Origin of the sequence: Streptomyces sp. NPDC048142, from assembly GCF_043202835.1 — a bacterium.
In the GTDB taxonomy this organism is placed as follows: Bacteria; Actinomycetota; Actinomycetes; order Streptomycetales; family Streptomycetaceae; genus Streptomyces.
The window spans coordinates 23,356-39,901 of the sequence record NZ_JBIDBC010000043.1 but is presented as its reverse complement, the minus strand read 5'-3'; the positions used below and the strand labels follow the sequence as shown (position 1 = coordinate 39,901).

Here is a 16,546-nt window from a genome sequence, read left to right as displayed (position 1 = left end):
TCAGCCCTCCCGCTTCGCGGTGATGAACACGAACGTCCCCGGCCCGGACTCCTCGGTCACGCTCAGCCCGGCGGCGGCCAGCCAGGAGCGGATCTCCTGCGGCTCGAACAGCAGGTAGCCCTCGGGGCGGGCGGGGAAGATGTGCGAGCGCTGGAAGTAGCGGTACACCGGGTCGTCGGCCCAGCGGAAGGTCATCAGGGTCAAGGTGCCGCCCGGCCTCAGGCAGCGGCCGATCTCGGCGATCACCCGGGCCGCGTCCGGCATCGCCTGCAGGGCGTTCCAGCAGTTGACGGCGGACAGGCTGCTGTCGGCGACGGGCAGCTCCAGGGCGCTGGCCCGGACCGCGGCCACGTGCGGCAGCCGGCCGCGCAGCCAGTGGAGCATGGCGTCGTTGAGGTCCAGGGCGATGACCCGGTCGGCGCCGGCGGCGTCGGCGACCACCCAGGTCCAGCGGCCGGCGCCGGCGGCGAGGTCCAGGACGGGGGCATCGGTGCGGGCGGCGGCCGGGCGCAGCCGGTCGGCGATGTAGGCGTCCTCGATCGCGGGGGTGATGCCGCCGTCCCAGTTCTGGCCCATGACGCGCAGGAAGGCCGGGCGCAGTCCGGCTTCGTAGTGCCGGCCGACGGTGCTCATCACGGCGGCGTTCTGCAGCACGTCGGCCTCGGTGTCCTCGGGGGTGTCGCTCACGCCGGCGCCGGGGCGTTCCCGGCGGGACAGGTCGAGGATGCCGCCGGGGGCGACGGGGTAGAAGGTGGCGCAGCCCTGGCAGCGCGCGCCTGTGTCCTGGAAGGTGAGGGCGCTGCGGCAGGAGGTGCAGCACAGGGCGGATGCGTGCCGGGCGAACGTGGCGCTGTCGGCGGTGCCCGCCGGTTCGTGGCGGGCCGACCAGTAGGGGTTCTGGTCGACGACCGGGGTGGGCATGGTGTTGGCCAGCGACCACAGGGCCTTGGCGCCGGCCGTGGCCCACAGGGTGCGGGTGTCGTCGTCCCAGGTCGCGGTGGTCTGCTCCGGTGTCAGGGTCCTGATCCAGGCCCGGTCGAAGTCCCGCTCCCGCTCGTCGATGTCCCAGTCGAACGGGGAGGGCCAGGCCCGGCCCAGGTCGGGGTCGAGGGGGTCCAGCCGGGTCAGCCCGCGGTCCAGTCGGGTCCGGTCGTCGGGGTCGAGCAGCACACCGCTGAAGGCGGACCGCACGCGGGCGCGCTCGTGCGGGAAGTGCGAGAGCAGGTACAGCAGTGCCAGGGTGAGCGGTGTGACGGCGGTGGTGCCGCGGACTTCGTCGAGGAGGGGGTCCAGGCCCCGGCGCACGGCGGTGGCGACCGGGCCGTCGAGTACCGGGTACTCGGCCTCGACGAGCAGGCCGAGGGTGATCGCCAGGTAGCCGCGGTGTGCGGTGCCGGTGCCGGTGTCGTTCCAGGCGGTCAGCAGGGCGGGGACGGCTTCCCGCGCGGAGGCGGGGTCGTTCAGTGTTCCGTCGGTCCAGAACGTGCCGGCCAGGCGGTTGAACGCCTCGGCCAGCGTTTCGGGGTCTGCTTCACAGAAGGCGGTCAGTGGTCCGGCGGCGGTGGCCGGCCCGGCGTTCGGGGCCATGGCGAATCCTCTCCTCTGCAGGTCTGCCCCCACGATTGCCTGCCCGGCCGGGGCCGACATCTTCGGGAGTGCCCAACCGGTCCGCGCCTTCGGCATCCAGCGAGAAGGGTCCGCGCCGTGCCGCTGCTAGCGTCTGGAGGCGATCGGACCGTGCGACGCCGGTGGGGTCCGCCCGCCCCGCTTCCACGGCCCGGACGACCCGGCCGGGTGGCCGGGGGCGGGGCTGCGCCCGGGGCGTCGGCCCACCCCGAACCCGGGAGCGAGCATGAAGACTGCACTGCGGACGTGTCCCCTGTGTGAGACGTCCTGCGGGTTACGGCTGACCCTGGACGACGCCGGCTCCGTACTGCGGGTCGAGGGCGACCGGGACGACCCGTTCAGCAAGGGTTTCCTCTGCCCGAAGGGGGCGGCGCTGGGCCGGCTCGACGAGGATCCGGACCGGTTGGCGGGTCCGCTGGTCCGGGTCGACGGGCAGTTGCGGCCCGCCAGTTGGGAGGAGGCGTTCGCCGAGGTGCACCGCGGGCTCGGCGAGATCATGGCGGCGCACGGCCGTGACGCCGTGGCGCTGTACTTCGGCAACCCGACGTTCCACACCATGGCCGGGTTCCTCTACCGGCAGCCGCTGACCCGGACGCTCGGCAGCCGCAACGTGTATTCGGCCAGCACGATCGACCAGATGCCCAAGCATGTCGCCAGCGGTCTGATGTTCGGCGATCCGATGGCCGTGGCCGTCCCGGACCTCGACCGCACCGACTACATGCTGATCCTCGGGGCGAATCCGGTGGAGTCCAACGGCTCGCTGTGCGTGGCGCCGGACTTCAAGGGCCGGCTGCGGGCTCTGCAGGAGCGCGGCGGCAAGGTCGTGGTCGTCGATCCGCGGCGTACCCGCACCGCCGACCTCGCTGACGAGCACCTGTTCATCCGGCCCGGGACGGATGCGTACCTGTTGTTCGGCATCGTGCACACGCTGCTGGCCGAGGAGCTGACCTCTGTGGACGTGGAGGTCACCGGGCTCAGTGAACTCATGGCCCTGGCAGGCGACTTCACTCCTCAGGCGGTGGAGCGGGCCTGCGGTGTGCCGGCGGCGACGACGGTGCGGCTGGCGCGGGAGGTCGCGGCGGCGCCGTCGGCGTCCGTCTACGCCCGGATCGGCACCTGCACCGCCGAGTTCGGCTCGACGGCGCAGTGGCTGGTCGACGTCATCAATGTCCTGACGGGGAACCTGGACCGGGCCGGCGGCGTCATGTTCGCCAAGACCGCGGGTCTGGAGATCTTCCGCAGCGGACAGCCGTTCGCCACCGGCGGGTGGCGCAGCCGGGTGCGCGGTCTGCCGGAGGTTCTCGGGGAGTTCCCGGTCGCCACGATGGCCGACGAGATGGAGACACCCGGGGACGGGCAGATCCGGGCCCTGGTCACAGTGGGGGGCAACCCGGCGCTGTCCGCGCCGGGCGCCCCGCGTCTGGCGCGGGCCCTGTCCGGGCTGGACTTCATGGTGTGCGTCGACCCCTACCTGAACGAGACGACCCGGCACGCGGATGTGATCCTGCCGCCGCCGCGGATCCTGCAGAGCCCGCACTTCGACTTCCTGGTGCAGATCATCATGGTCCGCAACTACGCCCGTTTCTCCCCGCCGGTGCTGCCGCTGGGTCACGACCAGCGCTCCGAGGCCGCGATCCTGGCCAAGCTGTTGCTGATCCTGGGCGGTCAGGGTCCCGACGTCGGGCCCGAGGTGTGCGAGGAGATGCTGCTCGGGCAGCTGCTCGCGGCCGCGCCGGAGCTGCGTGACGGCCTGGACGGGGCCGACGGGACCGAGCGCATACTGGACGCGCTGCTGAAGCTGGGGTCCTACGGTCTGTCGCTGGAGGCGATGCGGCAGGCCCCGCACGGGCTGGATCTCGGTCCGCTCCAGCCGCGGCTGGAGGAGATCCTGTGCACCGCGTCGGGGAAGGTCGATCTGGTGCCGGGGGTGCTGGCCGCCGATGTGCCGCGTCTGCTGGGCCGGCTGGGGGACCCGGCCCCGGAGATGGTGCTGATCGGGCGCCGGCATCTGCGCTCGAACAACAGCTGGATGCACAATGTGCCGTCGCTGGTCGGCGGCAGCAACCGGTGCACGCTGCAGATCCATCCGCGGGACGTGGCCCGCTTCGGCCTCGGGGACCGGGCGCGGGTGCGGTCCGCGGCCGGGGAGGTCGAGGTGTCGCTGGAGGTCACCGAGACGGTCATGCCGGGGGTGGTGAGTCTGCCGCACGGGTGGGGCCACCAGGACACCGGGCAGTCGGTGGCGCGCAGGAACGCCGGTGTCAACGCCAACGCGCTGACCGATGAGCTGGTGATGGACCCGGTGTCGGGGAACGCGGTGTTCAACGGGGTGCCGGTGAGCGTGCTGCCGGTGTGAGGGTAGGGCATCAGGCGGACCTGGTCGTCCACGACGGTGCCGAGTTCAGGGATGCCGGGCGGCGCCGTGCGCGGGGCACGGCGCCGCGGGGATCAGTCCTGGCCGGCCGGGACGACGTTGACGTTCAGGTGGAAGACGTTGCAGGGGTCGTACTCGCGTTTCAGCGCCGCCAGCCGTCCGTACACCTGCTGCGGGTACACCGCCTCGACGTCCGCCGGGAGGATGTCGCTCAGGAAGCCGCTGTAGGCGCCGGACATCGACGGGGCCAGCGCGGACCAGAACGCCTCGTAGGCGGGCAGCAACGGTTCGTTGCCCTCCGGGGAGCCGAGCAGTACGCCCATCACCATTGCCTGGGTGGAACGGTGGGGGAAGGCGGTGGCGTCCTGCGGTACCCGGTTCAGGGCGCCGCCGATGCTGCGGATCTCGACGTACAGGTTGTCGAGGGTGGCCTGTTCGGTGAGGATCGTCGTGACGAGGTCCGCGGTCAGGGCCGGGGTGAAGCGGTTGCGTACCCGCGGGCGCCAGCCGGGGGGGAGGTCGTTCGCGGGTACGAGTGCGTCTCCGTAGGGCATCGGGCGGACCTGGTCGTCCACGACGGTGCCGAGTTTGCGGATCGGGTCGATGGCCAGGTTGGCGGCTGTTTCGTCCTCGCCTGCGTAGCAGACCATGATGGCCAGGGGCGGGGCGGCCTCGCCGAAGGTCGGCCAGCACATGGCGGTGGAGGTGAGTTCCTCGGGGGCGGAGTCCATGTGTGCCGCCCAGCCGCGCAGGACGGTGGCGGTCTCTTCGGGGGCGAAGGAGATCTGGCCGAAGAAGACCTGTGGGACCGGCTGTGCCACGACGGTGAAGGAGGTCACCACGCCGAAGTTGCCGCCGCCGCCGCGGATCGCCCAGAAGATGTCCGGGTTCTCCTCGGTGCTGGCCTGCAGGACGCGGCCGTCGGCCGTCACGACTTCTGCGGCCACGAGGTTGTCCAGTGCCAGGCCGTACTTGCGGGCCAGCCAGCCGATGCCGCCGCCGATCAGCAGGCCGCCGACGCCCACGCTGGTGGTGTCGCCGGAGGTGAAGGCCAGGCCGTAGGGGTGCAGTGCGGTCGTGACCTGGTCCCACTGCGCGCCGGCGCCGAGGCGGACCAGGCGTTCGGACTCGTCCACCACCTCGATGGAGTCCAGGTGTGACAGGTTCAGGACCAGGCCGCCGACGTTGGTGCTGAAGCCGGCGTTGCTGTGGCCGCCGCTGCGGGTGGAGATCTCCAGGTCGTGCTCGCGCGCGAAGGCTATGCCGCGGGCCACGTCCTCGTTGCTGCGGACCAGGATGATCACGGCCGGGTGCCCGGTGTGGACGATCAGATCGGTGAGCTCTTCGTATCCGTAGTCGCCCGGTACGAAAACCTCACCGGTGACTTCGGCCCGCAGGCACGCGATGTCCGCGGGGTCCAAGTCGCTGTTCATGTCGGTCTCTCTTCTTCCGTTGGAACAGCGCCCGTCGGCGCTGTCCTCTTCCTATACCTGTCGGTCGGAGCCGGAGCGCGGATCAGGACATGCGGCGGCATGCGGGTTTGCGCGGCGGTACGGCCCGGAGGGGTCGGCTGCGGGCGGGGTCCCGCGGCCGGTATCCGCCACCGCGTCATGGCCGGGGAGGGCGCCGCCGTCGTGGCCCTTGGGCAGGACCGTTCGGGCAGGCCCTACGGGGACCCTACTACGGTGACCACGCAGCGCTTTGTTCCGGTGACGCAGTGTCATTGCGTTGCCGGGGGTGTCCCGCCGGGTCCTGCCGGCGCGGCCGGCGGGGGATGACCGCCGCCGGCCGGGCTCCGCCGGTGTCTCAGCCCTCCTCGGGCATCTCGAAGAACGGCCGGACCTCGACGGCGGACCACTGCGCGTCCGGGATCATGGCGGCGAGCTCGACGGCACGTTCCCTGCCGGCCACGTCGACGATGTAGTAGCCGCAGAAGTACTCCTCGGCATCGACCAGCGGGCCGTCGGAAGCGGCCGTCCTGCCGTCGCGCACCCGGACCACGGTGGTCCTGGCGGGCTCGCCCAGGGCCTCCGCGGCGACGAACTCGCCGGTCTCCTTGGTGAGCGCCATCAGTTTCTGGTGGGCGGTGCCCACGGTGGCCTGCTGCTCCTCGCTCAGCGCCTCGTTGGTCTTCGGGTTCAGGATGATCAGCAGCATGTACTTCATCGTCGGGCTCCTCGCGGTCGGGCGTCCGGGGTGGACGCTCCCGTCCATGGGTCGGAGCCGCCTCGGGAAACCGGACATCGCGTGCGAACTTTTCACCGGGCCGCTCGCCGGCCGCGGCGTCTTCCGGCGTGCCCGGCGGGTGCCGTGGTGTCAGGGCCGGTTGATCAGATTCTTGAGGTCGGGGAAGGACTCCAGGTCCGGGACCGTCCAGCCGTCCAGGTCGTACTCGGACATGCACTGCTCGGCGAACTTCTCGTAGCCGGCCAGCTGGCCGGAGGCCAGCTGACTGGCGTACAGCTCGACCCGGGTGTTCTCGTGGTTGCCGGAGTAGTTGCGCTCGTACAGCTCGTGCCGGCTGCCGAACTCGCTGCCGATGGCGTCCCACAGCAGTTTCATGAGCTTGACCCGTTCCATGGCCGTGACCCCGCCCGAGCCGCGGACGTACTTGTCCAGGTACGGCCCCGTCTGCGGGTTGCGGAAGTCCTCGGCGCTGGAGGGAACGTAGATCAGCCCGCTGGCCACGTCCTGCAGGATGATCTCCCGGATCCGCGGGTAGCCGACCTGCATGAACCACCGGTAGGCCATCCCGTAGTCGCCGTTGGGGAGCACCGCTCCGTCCTTCCACGGCACCGGGTTGCGCGCGGCCGCGTCGGACAGCCCCCAGAACAGGTTCCGCCAGGCCAGCACCTCCCCCAGCCGGCTCTGCACGCCGCGGAAGTCCCGCACGCCGGTGACCTTCAGCGCCTTGGACAGCAGACCGGCCAGGAACTCCAGCTTCACCGCGAGCCGGATGCAGCCGTGGAAGGTGAACCGCTCGGGGAAGCCGGAGCGGGCGGTGAACATCTGCACCTTGCCCAGGTCCCCGTAGATGAAGACGTTCTCCCAGGGGATCAGCACCTTGTCCATCACGAGGATCGTGTCGTTCTCGTCCAGCCGTGAGGACAGCGGGTAGTCGAAGGGGCTGCCGGCCACGGCCGCGGCCGCGGTGTAGGAGGGCCGGCAGATCAGCTTCACGCCGGGGGCGTCCATCGGCACGGTGGCCACCAGGGCGAACTCACGCTTGCGGATCGGCAGTCCGTAGTGCGCGATGAAGTTGTAGTGGGCCAGGGCCGAGCCGGTGGCCACCACCTTGGCGCCGCTGACCACGAGTCCCGCGTCGGTCTCGGCCTCGACGTGCACGAACACGTCGGCGACCTCGTCCGGCGGCCGGTCGCGGTCCACGGGCGGATGCACGATGGCGTGGTTCCAGAACAGGACCTTCTCCTGCGACTCGCGGTACCAGCGCCGGGCGTTGTCGGCGTAGGGCCCGTAGAAGTCGGCGTTGGCGCCGAGGGTGCCGAGGAAGGAGGCCTTGTAGTCGGGGCTGCGGCCCATCCAGCCGTAGCTCAGCCGGGCCCAGGCCGCGATCGCGCCCTGGGCGGCGACCAGGTCCTCGGCGCTGCGCGGCGTGGTGAAGAAACGGTGGGTGTACCCCTCGCCGCCGCCGTCGACCGGGCAGGTCAGGACGGAGCGGTAGCGGTCGTCGTGCAGGGCGTCGTAGAGCCGGGCGGTCATGCGCACCGGGTTGTGGAACGCCGGGTGCGTGGTGACGTCCTTGACACGTTCGCCGTATACGTAGACCTCGCGGGCGTCGCGAAGGCTTTCCACGTACTCCTCGCCGGTCATGGGCCGAGTGGCCATTGCTGTCCTGCCTTCCTGTCGGTCCGCCGGGCCCGGGGCCGGCGGACGCCGGTGTCAGAGCAGTTCCACGCCGCAGTCCTCGACGGCGGTGATGAACTCCCCGCGGGTCAGGGCGGCGGCGACGGTCTCGATGTCGTCGGCCATGTACCGGTCCTCGTTCAGCGGCGGTACGAGCGAGCGCACCGCGTCATAGGCGGCGCGGCCGGCCGGTCCCAGGCCGTCGTAACGCCCGGAGACGTCCACCGCCGAGGCCGCTGCCAGGAACTGCACGGCCAGGATGTGCTGGTTGTTGGACAGCACCCGCCGGGCGTTGCGGGCCGCGATCAGGCCCATGCTGACGATGTCCTGGTTGTCGCCGTTGGACGGCACGCTCTGGGTGCTGGCCGGGCCGATCGTCCGGTTCTCGGCGACCAGCGCCGTGGCCGGGTACTGCGCACCGGCGTACCCGCTGCTGAGCCCCGGGTCGCCGGCCACCAGGAACTCCGGCAGGCCGTAGCTCAGGTGCCGGTTCAGGACCCGGTTGAGCTGCCGCTCGGCCAGTACGCCGAGCTGGGTCAGGGCGATCGTGGTGAAGTCCATCACGAAGGCCACCGGCTGGCCGTGGAAGTTCGCGCCGTGGAAGACCTCGTGGTCCTCGAAGAACAGGGGGTTGTCGTTGGCGGAGTTGAGCTCGGTCCGTACCCGGGCCGTGGCGTGCGTCAGGGTGTCGCGGACACTGCCCAGCACCTGTGGCATCGCCCGCAGCGAGTAGGCCTTCTGCAGGTAGATCTCGGTGCGGGTGACGTCCCCGTCGTCCTTGGCCTCGGCGACCTGGCGGCGCAGGTCCGCGTGCTCCACGGTGAGCCCGCTGCCGCGCAGCAGGGCCCGCATGTTCGCCGCGGTGTCGATCTGGCCGGGGTGCGGCCGGGCGATGTCGTGGCCCTCGGGCTGGAAGGGCCCCATCGACCCGCGCATCACCTCCACCAGCAGCGCCGAGACGATCTCGGCGTGCCGGACCTGTTCCAGCGACCGGTCGACGACCAGCGCGCCCAGCCCGGTCATGGCCGAGGTGCCGTTGATCAGCGCCAGGCCCTCCTTGAACTTCAGCTCCAGCGGTGTGATCCCGTGCGAGCGCAGCACCGGGGCCACCGGCCGGCGGCCCTCCGGGCCCAGGAAGTAGCCCTCGCCGATGAGGGTGGAGGCCACGTGCGCCAGCGGGGCCAGGTCTCCGCTGGCGCCCAGCGAGCCGATCTCCGGGATCGCCGGTATCAGGTCGGAGTTCAGGTAGAGGGCCAGCCGCTCCAGGATCTCCGGCCGGACGGCCGAGTAGCCTTTCGCCAGGGCGTTGAGGCGTGCGGCGACGATCGCGCGGGCCTGGTCGTGGGGGAAGTACGGGCCGACGCCGGCACTGTGGCTGCGGACGAGGTTGGTCTGCAGCTCGGTCTCCCGCGAGGGGTCGACGAGCATGTAGATCATCTCGCCGTAGCCGGTGGTGACGCCGTAGACCGGGGTGCCGGCGCGGACGACGTCCTCGAACACGGCGCGGCTCTTGCCGGCCTTGGCCAGTGACTGGGGTGTCAGCTTCACCTCGGCCCGGTGCTCGGCCACGCGGCGGACGGCGGGGATGTCGAGCGTCTCGCCGTCCAGGACGGCTGGGGCGCCGATGGGGGTGGTGGGCACGAGGTACTCCTTCATCGGGTTCGGTCGACCAGGGCCGCCAGGGCAGCCAGGCTCTGGTGTGCGTAGAACTGGGGGACGGACACGTCGGCGCCGAAGCGCCGCCGTACCTGGTGCAGCAGCCGCGGGACCAGCAGGGAGGTGCCGCCGACGGCGAAAAAGCTCTGGTCGGCGTGGGCCGGCGGGGTGCCGAGCAGGTCCGCCCAGATCGCGGCGAGGTCTGTCTCGGTACCGGCGGTGGGGCGGCGGGCGGCCGCGTCGCGCTCGGCGGCGGCGACGGTACGTGCCAGCCGGGGCCGGTCGACCTTGCCGGTGACGGTGCGCGGGAGACGGTCCAGGGTGCGGTACAGGGCCGGGAGCAGCGCGCGGCCGAAGCGCCGGCGCAGGTGGGTGCGCCACTGGCCGGGTGAGCCCGGCGGCTCGCCGTCGGGGGGGCTGCGCGGGACGACGCAGATCACCAGGCGGACGGCCAGGCCGTCGCGGTCGGCGCCGGCGACGACGGCGCAGTCGGCGACGGTGGGATGCCCGGACAGGGCCGCTTCGACGTCGGTGAGTTCCAGGCGGCTGCCGAAGAGCTTGATCTGGCTGTCCTTGCGGCCGCGGTATTCGAGGGTGCCGTCAGGGCGGCGGCGGGCGAGGTCGCCGGTGCGGTAGCAGGGTGCGTCGGTGGACGGGAGGCGGGTGAAGGCGGCGTGGTCGCGGTCGGCGAGGTAGCCGTGGGCGACGTAGGGGCCGGTGATGACGAGTTCGCCGGTGACACCGGCGGGGCAGGGGCGGTCCGACGCGTCGACGACCAGGACGCCGCGGCCGGGGATGGGGCGGCCGATGGGGACCGGGGCGGCGGGTTTCGCGGGAGTGCCGGCCGATGTGCCGGTGGGGGGCGCCGGCCCGCGGTGAACCGGGTGCCAGGTCGCCGCGACGGTCTCGGTCGGGCCGTAGAGGTTGGCGAGGCGGACCAGTGGCAGCGCGGCCAGCAGTCCGTCGGCGAGATCGCCGGGCAGTGCTTCGCCCATCAGCAGCAGGGCGCCGAGTGCGCGCAGTTCTTCGGCGGAGCGGCGCTCGGTGAGGACGCGGAGCAGTTCGCGGGCGAAGCTCGGCACGGTCTGGAGTACGCCGATGCGTTCGGCGGCGAGCCAGTCCAGGAGGCGTTCGGGGTTGGCGCGGATCTTCTCGGGCACCGGGCACAGCGTGGCGCCCGATCCGAGCGCCGCGAACGTCTCGGCCAGGGCGGGGTCGTGTTCGGCGGCCACCCACTGCGCGACGCGTACGCCGGGGCCGATGTCGAACTCGGCGGCCATCCACGCGGTGAACTGCGCGAGGGCGGCGTGCGTGTGCGCGATGCCTTTGGGGACGCCGGTGGTGCCGGAGGTGAAGGCGACGTAGGCGTGGTCGGTGAGCCCCGGCGGCGGGGAGGGTGCGGATGCTCGCGGCCCGGGGCCGGGCTCGTGCACCGTGAGGACCTGACCGCCGGTGGCCGTGTAGCGGTCGAGGAGTCCGTCGGGGGCGGCGGCTCCTGGTTCGGCGGTCGTCGCGGGGGCCACCAGCATCGCCACCGGCTTCAGCGTCCCGAGGACGGCCCGGCCGCGGTCCCCGTTGTCGGCCGTCCCGAACCAGCACGGATACGCACCGGCCGACAGCACCCCGAGCAGTGCGGCGTATTGGCGCACGCCCACCGGCATCCGCACCACGACCGGATCACCGGCCCGTACCCCGGCGGCCCGCAGGTCCTGGGCGACCCGCAGCGCGGTGGCGTGCAGGGAGCGGTAGGTCAGCGTGCCGTCGGGGCCGTCGACGGCCACCGCGTCCGGGTCCCGCGACGCGTGCCTCCTGATCGCCTCCACGACCGTGTGCCCGGGTGCGCCGTCATCGGCCCGCGGGTCGGCCTCGGCGGCGGCGCGTGCCGCTCTGCCGGGGCTGTCGAGCGTCAGCTCGGCGACGGTGGTGTCCGGGGCCAGGGCGGCGTGCCGGAGGAGCGTACGGAACTGCCGCAGGATCATCCGTGCGGTCTCCGGCCCGAACTGGTCGGCGTCGTAGAGCACGGTGACGGCCGGTCCGCTGCCGCTGTCGTCGACCCGCAGCACCAGATCGGCCGGTGCCGGCCCGGCGTGTTCCGGGCAGGGTTCGACGGCCGTACCGGGAATCGCCGGCACGGGCGCCGGCCGCTCCCGGTAGTCGAACACGACATCGCACAGCGGCACCCGCCGCCCGTCGCGGGCCACCGGCAGCGCCCCGAGCACCCGCGCCAGCGGAACGGTACGCCGTGCCATCGCCCCGGCGACCAGTGCCGTGCCGCGCCGAAGGACGTCGTCGAAGCTCTGCCCCGCCCGGATGTCGGCCGGCAGGATCAGGGCGTTGGCCGCCGTGCCCGCCCCGCCCTGCGAGACCGGTACGGCGACAGCCACCCGGTCGCCCCCGGTGTAGCGGTGCAGGAGGACCTGGAACGCGGTGAGCATCACGACGTACGGGCTGCTGCTGCGGGCTTCGGCGCAGTGTGCGACGGCGCGGCCGAGCTCCGGGTCGGCCGGGGCGCCGGCCGTTCCCCACTGTCCCGAGGCCCGGTCCGGGCGCGGACGGTCCGCGGGCAGCGGGAGTTCGCTCGGCAGCGTGTTCAGCGTGTCGGTCCACCAGGCCAGCGCCTCGGGGGATTCGGCTTGGGCGGCGGTCGCCCCGCCGCGGGGAGTCTCTGCCGGGAGCGCTCTTCGCGCGCACAGTTCGGACAGTTCCCCGACCAGTGTGTCCAGGAAGTCCTCGTCGGCGAACGCGGCGGGGACCGCCAGCCGGATCCGGTGTTCCCCGGGCCCGCAGCGGGTGACCGTCATCCGTGCCCCCGGCACACCGTCCGGATCCGGCCCGTCGCCGGCCGGCCCCGGCTCCCCCCGGCCTGCCGGTGTGCCGCCCGTCCCGTCGGCCGGTGTGCCATCCGTCCCGTCGGCCGGTGTGCCGTCCGCCTCGCACAGCTGGAACGCCCCGGTCCCGGAACGCGCCCAGACCCTCCGCACCGGTACGCCGTCCAGCAGCACCAGCGCCGACCGCAGTTGCTCGTGCCGGTCCACGAGCGACCGCCACGCCGCTGCCAGCGTCGCCACGTCGAGGTCGCCGGCCACCCGGTACGTCCGGCTTCGCGGCGCCGGCTCCTGGCCGAGCGCACGCAACAGCCACAGCCCTTGCTGCACCTCGGTCGCCGGCACATGCCGGTACGCGGGGTCGGTCATGGACAGCCTCCATCGATCACTCGGCACCGCTGGGGGTTCGGGCGGACCGCACACCGCGCCGCACCGGAACTCCGGTGCGCGGCGAGAGGCTCCCCGACTACACAATGACGACCGCGTCCAGCGGCGGCATCTCCTGGAGTGCGGCTGTCGTCACCGGCCCCCGCATCGGATCCGGGTATGCCGCCGGCACGGCCCGGCGCCGCGCCCTCGCCTGACGGCCCGCCCGGTTTCCGGCGGGCCGTCAGCAGCCGGTACGTGTGCCGGGGGCGGCAGTTCAGGGCGCGCTGACGACACGCCCGGCGGCTGTCTTCCTCTCCCCCGGGGCCGCCCGCCGGGGGCGGCCCCCGGTGTCGCGCCGATGGTCCGTCAGCTGCGTGCCGGCGCTTGTCCGGCCGGTGGGTCCGGGTTCCCCGGAGGGGGCATGACGCCGTATCGGTTCAGTGCCGGGTGGGCGTGAGGGCGTATCAGTTCAGTGCCCCGGGTGGGCGTGACGGTGTATCAGTGCGTGGCGGGGGTCTGCCGTTCTCACCGCAGATGGACCGGCAGTTCGAGCCGGCCGTTCATGATGAAGGTGCCCTGGCCGGCCAGTTCGTCCGGCTCCACCGCCAGCCGCAGCCGGGGGAAGCGTGTGAACAGCTCCTCCACCGCGATGCTCACCTCCATCCGGGTCAGCGCCGGGCCGACGCACCGGTGGACACCGTGGCCGAACGCCACGTGCCGTTTGTCCGTGTGCCGGGCGTCGAACTCCCCCGCGGTGTCGCCGTGCAGTTCCGGGTCGCGGCCGGTCGCGGCGTAGCCGACCACCACCGGGTCGCCCCGGGAGATGGTCACGCCGGCGACCGTGACGTCCTGTGTCGCGAAGCGGAACGGCAGGTGCGCCACCGGTGCGTCGGTGCGCAGCGTCTCCTCCACCACGTCGTCCCAGTCCACCTCGCCGCCCGCCGCCAGGGCGCGCTGGCCGGGCCGGGTGAGCAGTGCCAGGGCGGTGTTGGTGATGAGGTTCCTGGCCGGTTCGGCGCCGGTGTTGAGCATCAGCTGTGCCAGGCCGACCAGTTCGGCGTCGGACCCGGCGCCCGCCCCGGTGACCGGGCAGCCGCCCGGCTCGGCCGCGACGAGGTCGCTGATCAGGTCCTCCCCCGGTTCCCGGCGCTTGTGCGCGACCAGGGCCTCGATCTTGCTCCGCAGCGCGGCGAACTCCACGGCCGCCTTCTGCGGGTTCGGCTCGACGTATCCGGCGCGGTCCAGGATGCCGTCCGGGTCGCCGTCGGGCACGCCGAGCAGTTCGCCGATCACCCGGGACGCCACCGGGTGCGCGTACCGCGCCTTGAGGTCGACCGGCTCGTCCGGCCGCCCGGCCGCGTGGCCGGCCAGCTCGTCGAGCGCGCGCGTGACGATCCGCTCGACCCGCGGTCGCAGCATGGCGATCCGCCGGGGGCTGAACGCACCGGCGACAAGGTGTCGTTGGCGGGCGTGCGGCTCGCCGTCCGCGGTGGACATGTTGTCCATCCGGGCCCAGACGATCAGCGGGAAGTCCGGGCCGAGGGCGCCCTCGATGTAGGCGGGCCAGTGCTGCCGGGCGTTCTTGGCGAACCGCTCGTCCGCCAGGACCTGCCGGGCGGCGTGATAGCCGGTCACCGACCAGGCCTCGACTCCGCCGGGCAGCAGCACCCGGGTAACCGGCCCGCGGGCCCGGAGCCGGGCCGCCTCGCCGTGGATGTCGGTCCCGGCCGGATCGATGACGAAGAGCTCGTCGTCCACGTCTGCCTCCTGTGAGGACGGATTGGTACCGGTCGGCTCCCATGGTGTCCGGGGGTGCCGCCGGGGGCGTCTTCGACGGTGCGGACTCGGCTCCCGCCGAGCGGGCCGCCTCGCGGTGACGCCGGTGCCGGCCGTGGTCCGGATGCGCGGGTCCCGGGCGGAACGGCACCGTCCGCCTGGTGTCCCAACCGGCCTCTCCCGCACCGGAGATCACTCACAAACCGCAGGCCGGGAGCGGGAGCGCGGTGTGCCGGCGCGCTCCTCGCGGCCCCCCGGGCGCCCTTCGCCGGATCTCGTACAGTGGCCTCTCGTAAGGTGAGTAACGTGATCCAGCCGATCGCTTCCACCGCACTTCCAAACATTCGTTCGGGTCGTCGCGTGTGAGGCCCGAGGAGGCTGAGGGCTGACCATGAAATACCTGCTCATGATCTACGGCAACGCGGAGAAGTGGGCTTCGATCCCGGCCGAGGTCCTGGACAAGGAGATCGCCGACCAGGACGCCTGGAACTCCCGCTACCGGGCCTCCGGGGAGCTGCTCGCGGCCTACGGTCTCGGCGACAGCAGTGATGCCTCGCTGGTACGGAACAAGGACGGCGCCCCGTTCTCCACCGACGGGCCCTACCTGGAGGCCAAGGAGTTCGTCTGCAGCCTCTACCTCCTGGAGGTCGCCTCGGCCGAGCGGGCCCGGGAGATCGCGGCGGACATGCCGTGGGCGAGCGAGAGCCCGGTCGAGATGTGGCCGGTCCTGCATGACGGATTCGCGCCGAAGCCCGACGACAACACCTGACCGGGGTGAGCGCCGCCCCCGGTTCCCGTGCGGGAGCCGGGGGCGGTGCGCTGTGGCACGGCGGCCGGCCGCCGTGCGCCGCCCAGGTCCCGCCGGTGCCGCGCCCGGTGCCCCCGGTGTGTCACCGGGCGCGGCCGGGACGGTTCGTCGGCGTCCTCGTCGCGGTGGCCGCGCAAGCAGGAAGATGTCCGCCCCTGTCACCGCTGCGACTCTGGAGCAGGGCTTGGTGGGTCTGGTCCCAGCGCGAGAGGAGAAGCCATGGAGAGCGCGACGACCACCGGCCGGACGCCGGAGACGGACGAGATCGCCGAGATGTTCGACGACTCGTCCGACATGTCGAATGTGTTCAACGACGGCCAGGTGCATCTGGCCTACTGGTACGACGACCAGGACGAGGCTCCGCTGATCGAGGCGGCGCAGCGGCTGACCCGCAAGGTGGCGGATTCGCTGCGGCTGCGCAGGGGGGACCGGGTCCTCGACGTCGGCTGCGGCCTCGGGGCCCCGGCCATCCAGCTCGCCACCGAGTACGGCGTGCAGGTCACCGGCGTCAACATCAGCACCCGTCAGGTGGCCGAGGCGCGGGCCCGGGTCCGGGCGGCGGGGCTGGCCGACCAGGTCACGTTCCAGGTCGGCGACTACGGTTCGCTGGACTTCCCGGCCGAAAGCTTCGACGCGGTGGTGGCGATGGAGTCCCTCGTCTACGTCGGTGACCTCGGGCATGCGCTCGGCAGCCTGCACCGGGCGTTGCGCCCCGGCGGCCTGCTGTGCTTGACGGAGCCCACCCGGGAAGGGCTCGGTGCCGAGGCCGCCGACCGGTTCGCCGCCGGCTTCGGGGCGAAGCGGATGCTGTCGGTGGCCGAGTGGCTGGACACGTTGCGCAAGGCCGGGTTCGAGCCGGCGGAGTACCTGCAGTGCGGGCCGCGGGTGTTCGGGATGGGCCCCAAGTACCTGCAGGCCGTGGATACGCGGCGCGACGAGCTGGCCGGCCGGTTCGGCGAGGCCGCCGTCGACGGGCTCCGGGAGACGCTGGAGAACTTCTTCGCACCGGGGGCGGACCAGATCGGCTACGCGGTCGTCACCGTCCAGAAGCCCCGGAACTGACCTGCCGGAACACGGCACGGCACGGCACGGATACGGCGCGGATACGGCGCGGCGCGGATGCGGGGCCGGCCGGTGACCGGTCCCCTTTTTCGGGAGGGACGCGGGCCTGGCTGTCGTGGGGTTCGCGGCCGGGATCCCGGCGGATACCGGCGGACCCGGCCGTTGCGCGGTCAGGCGGACCTTCGA

The 16,546-nt window shown here is 72.6% G+C and carries 11 protein-coding genes; 4 read left to right on the top strand and 7 right to left on the bottom strand.

Features of this window, described 5'->3' with window-relative positions:
• Positions 1–1,587, bottom strand: a complete 1,587-nt coding sequence (locus ACGF2Y_RS33430) for a class I SAM-dependent methyltransferase (protein ID WP_392955208.1) — start codon at positions 1,585–1,587, stop codon at positions 1–3.
• Positions 1,588–1,852: 265 nt separating this feature from the next.
• On the opposite strand from ACGF2Y_RS33430, the gene ACGF2Y_RS33425 reads away from it, so the two are divergent.
• Positions 1,853–3,982, top strand: coding sequence for a molybdopterin oxidoreductase family protein (locus tag ACGF2Y_RS33425; RefSeq protein ID WP_392955206.1), 2,130 nt, complete (start codon positions 1,853–1,855; stop codon positions 3,980–3,982).
• 92 nt (positions 3,983–4,074) lie between these two features.
• Here ACGF2Y_RS33425 and ACGF2Y_RS33420 read toward each other — a convergent pair whose 3' ends face one another.
• The 5 genes from ACGF2Y_RS33420 to ACGF2Y_RS33400 form a co-directional block, all read right to left on the bottom strand.
• A complete protein-coding gene (locus ACGF2Y_RS33420; protein WP_392955204.1) occupies positions 4,075–5,433 on the bottom strand; it encodes an FAD-binding oxidoreductase in 1,359 nt (452 codons plus the stop codon).
• Positions 5,434–5,806: 373 nt separating this feature from the next.
• Complete coding sequence (locus ACGF2Y_RS33415; RefSeq protein ID WP_392955202.1) at positions 5,807–6,166, bottom strand: YciI family protein; 360 nt, start codon at positions 6,164–6,166, stop codon at positions 5,807–5,809.
• A gap of 150 nt (positions 6,167–6,316) precedes the next feature.
• A complete protein-coding gene (locus tag ACGF2Y_RS33410; protein WP_392955200.1) occupies positions 6,317–7,846 on the bottom strand; it encodes a 4-hydroxyphenylacetate 3-hydroxylase family protein in 1,530 nt (509 codons plus the stop codon).
• Positions 7,847–7,900: 54 nt separating this feature from the next.
• Positions 7,901–9,520: a tyrosine 2,3-aminomutase gene (cmdF, locus tag ACGF2Y_RS33405; protein WP_392955198.1), complete on the bottom strand. Its 1,620-nt coding sequence runs from the start codon at positions 9,518–9,520 to the stop codon at positions 7,901–7,903.
• Entirely contained in the window at positions 9,517–12,714 is a 3,198-nt protein-coding gene (locus ACGF2Y_RS33400) for an AMP-binding protein (protein ID WP_392955196.1), read from the bottom strand. Before ACGF2Y_RS33400 ends, cmdF begins: the two co-directional genes overlap by 4 nt.
• Before the next feature lie 74 nt (positions 12,715–12,788).
• Here ACGF2Y_RS33400 and ACGF2Y_RS33395 point away from each other — a divergent pair, with 74 nt between their 5' ends.
• A complete protein-coding gene (locus tag ACGF2Y_RS33395; protein ID WP_392955194.1) occupies positions 12,789–12,929 on the top strand; it encodes a hypothetical protein in 141 nt (46 codons plus the stop codon).
• Between the two features lie 310 nt (positions 12,930–13,239).
• Here the strand turns inward: ACGF2Y_RS33395 and ACGF2Y_RS33390 are convergent, their stop codons facing one another.
• Complete coding sequence (locus tag ACGF2Y_RS33390) at positions 13,240–14,472, bottom strand: cytochrome P450 (protein ID WP_392955192.1); 1,233 nt, start codon at positions 14,470–14,472, stop codon at positions 13,240–13,242.
• Between the two features lie 409 nt (positions 14,473–14,881).
• Here ACGF2Y_RS33390 and ACGF2Y_RS33385 point away from each other — a divergent pair, with 409 nt between their 5' ends.
• Complete coding sequence (locus ACGF2Y_RS33385; RefSeq protein ID WP_392955190.1) at positions 14,882–15,259, top strand: YciI family protein; 378 nt, start codon at positions 14,882–14,884, stop codon at positions 15,257–15,259.
• Between the two features lie 258 nt (positions 15,260–15,517).
• The gene (locus ACGF2Y_RS33380; protein ID WP_392955188.1) at positions 15,518–16,360 is read left to right on the top strand and encodes an SAM-dependent methyltransferase; all 843 of its coding nucleotides are present in this window, start codon (positions 15,518–15,520) and stop codon (positions 16,358–16,360) included.
• The last annotated feature ends 186 nt before the right edge of the window (positions 16,361–16,546 follow it).

Coding starts and splice junctions, on each gene's coding strand:
- ACGF2Y_RS33430 (WP_392955208.1), bottom strand. CDS start 1,587: ATGGCCCCGAACGCCGGGCCGGCCACCGCCGCCGGACCACTGACCGCC.
- ACGF2Y_RS33425 (WP_392955206.1), top strand. CDS start 1,853: ATGAAGACTGCACTGCGGACGTGTCCCCTGTGTGAGACGTCCTGCGGG.
- ACGF2Y_RS33420 (WP_392955204.1), bottom strand. CDS start 5,433: ATGAACAGCGACTTGGACCCCGCGGACATCGCGTGCCTGCGGGCCGAA.
- ACGF2Y_RS33415 (WP_392955202.1), bottom strand. CDS start 6,166: ATGAAGTACATGCTGCTGATCATCCTGAACCCGAAGACCAACGAGGCG.
- ACGF2Y_RS33410 (WP_392955200.1), bottom strand. CDS start 7,846: ATGGCCACTCGGCCCATGACCGGCGAGGAGTACGTGGAAAGCCTTCGC.
- cmdF (WP_392955198.1), bottom strand. CDS start 9,520: ATGAAGGAGTACCTCGTGCCCACCACCCCCATCGGCGCCCCAGCCGTC.
- ACGF2Y_RS33400 (WP_392955196.1), bottom strand. CDS start 12,714: ATGACCGACCCCGCGTACCGGCATGTGCCGGCGACCGAGGTGCAGCAA.
- ACGF2Y_RS33385 (WP_392955190.1), top strand. CDS start 14,882: ATGAAATACCTGCTCATGATCTACGGCAACGCGGAGAAGTGGGCTTCG.
- ACGF2Y_RS33380 (WP_392955188.1), top strand. CDS start 15,518: ATGGAGAGCGCGACGACCACCGGCCGGACGCCGGAGACGGACGAGATC.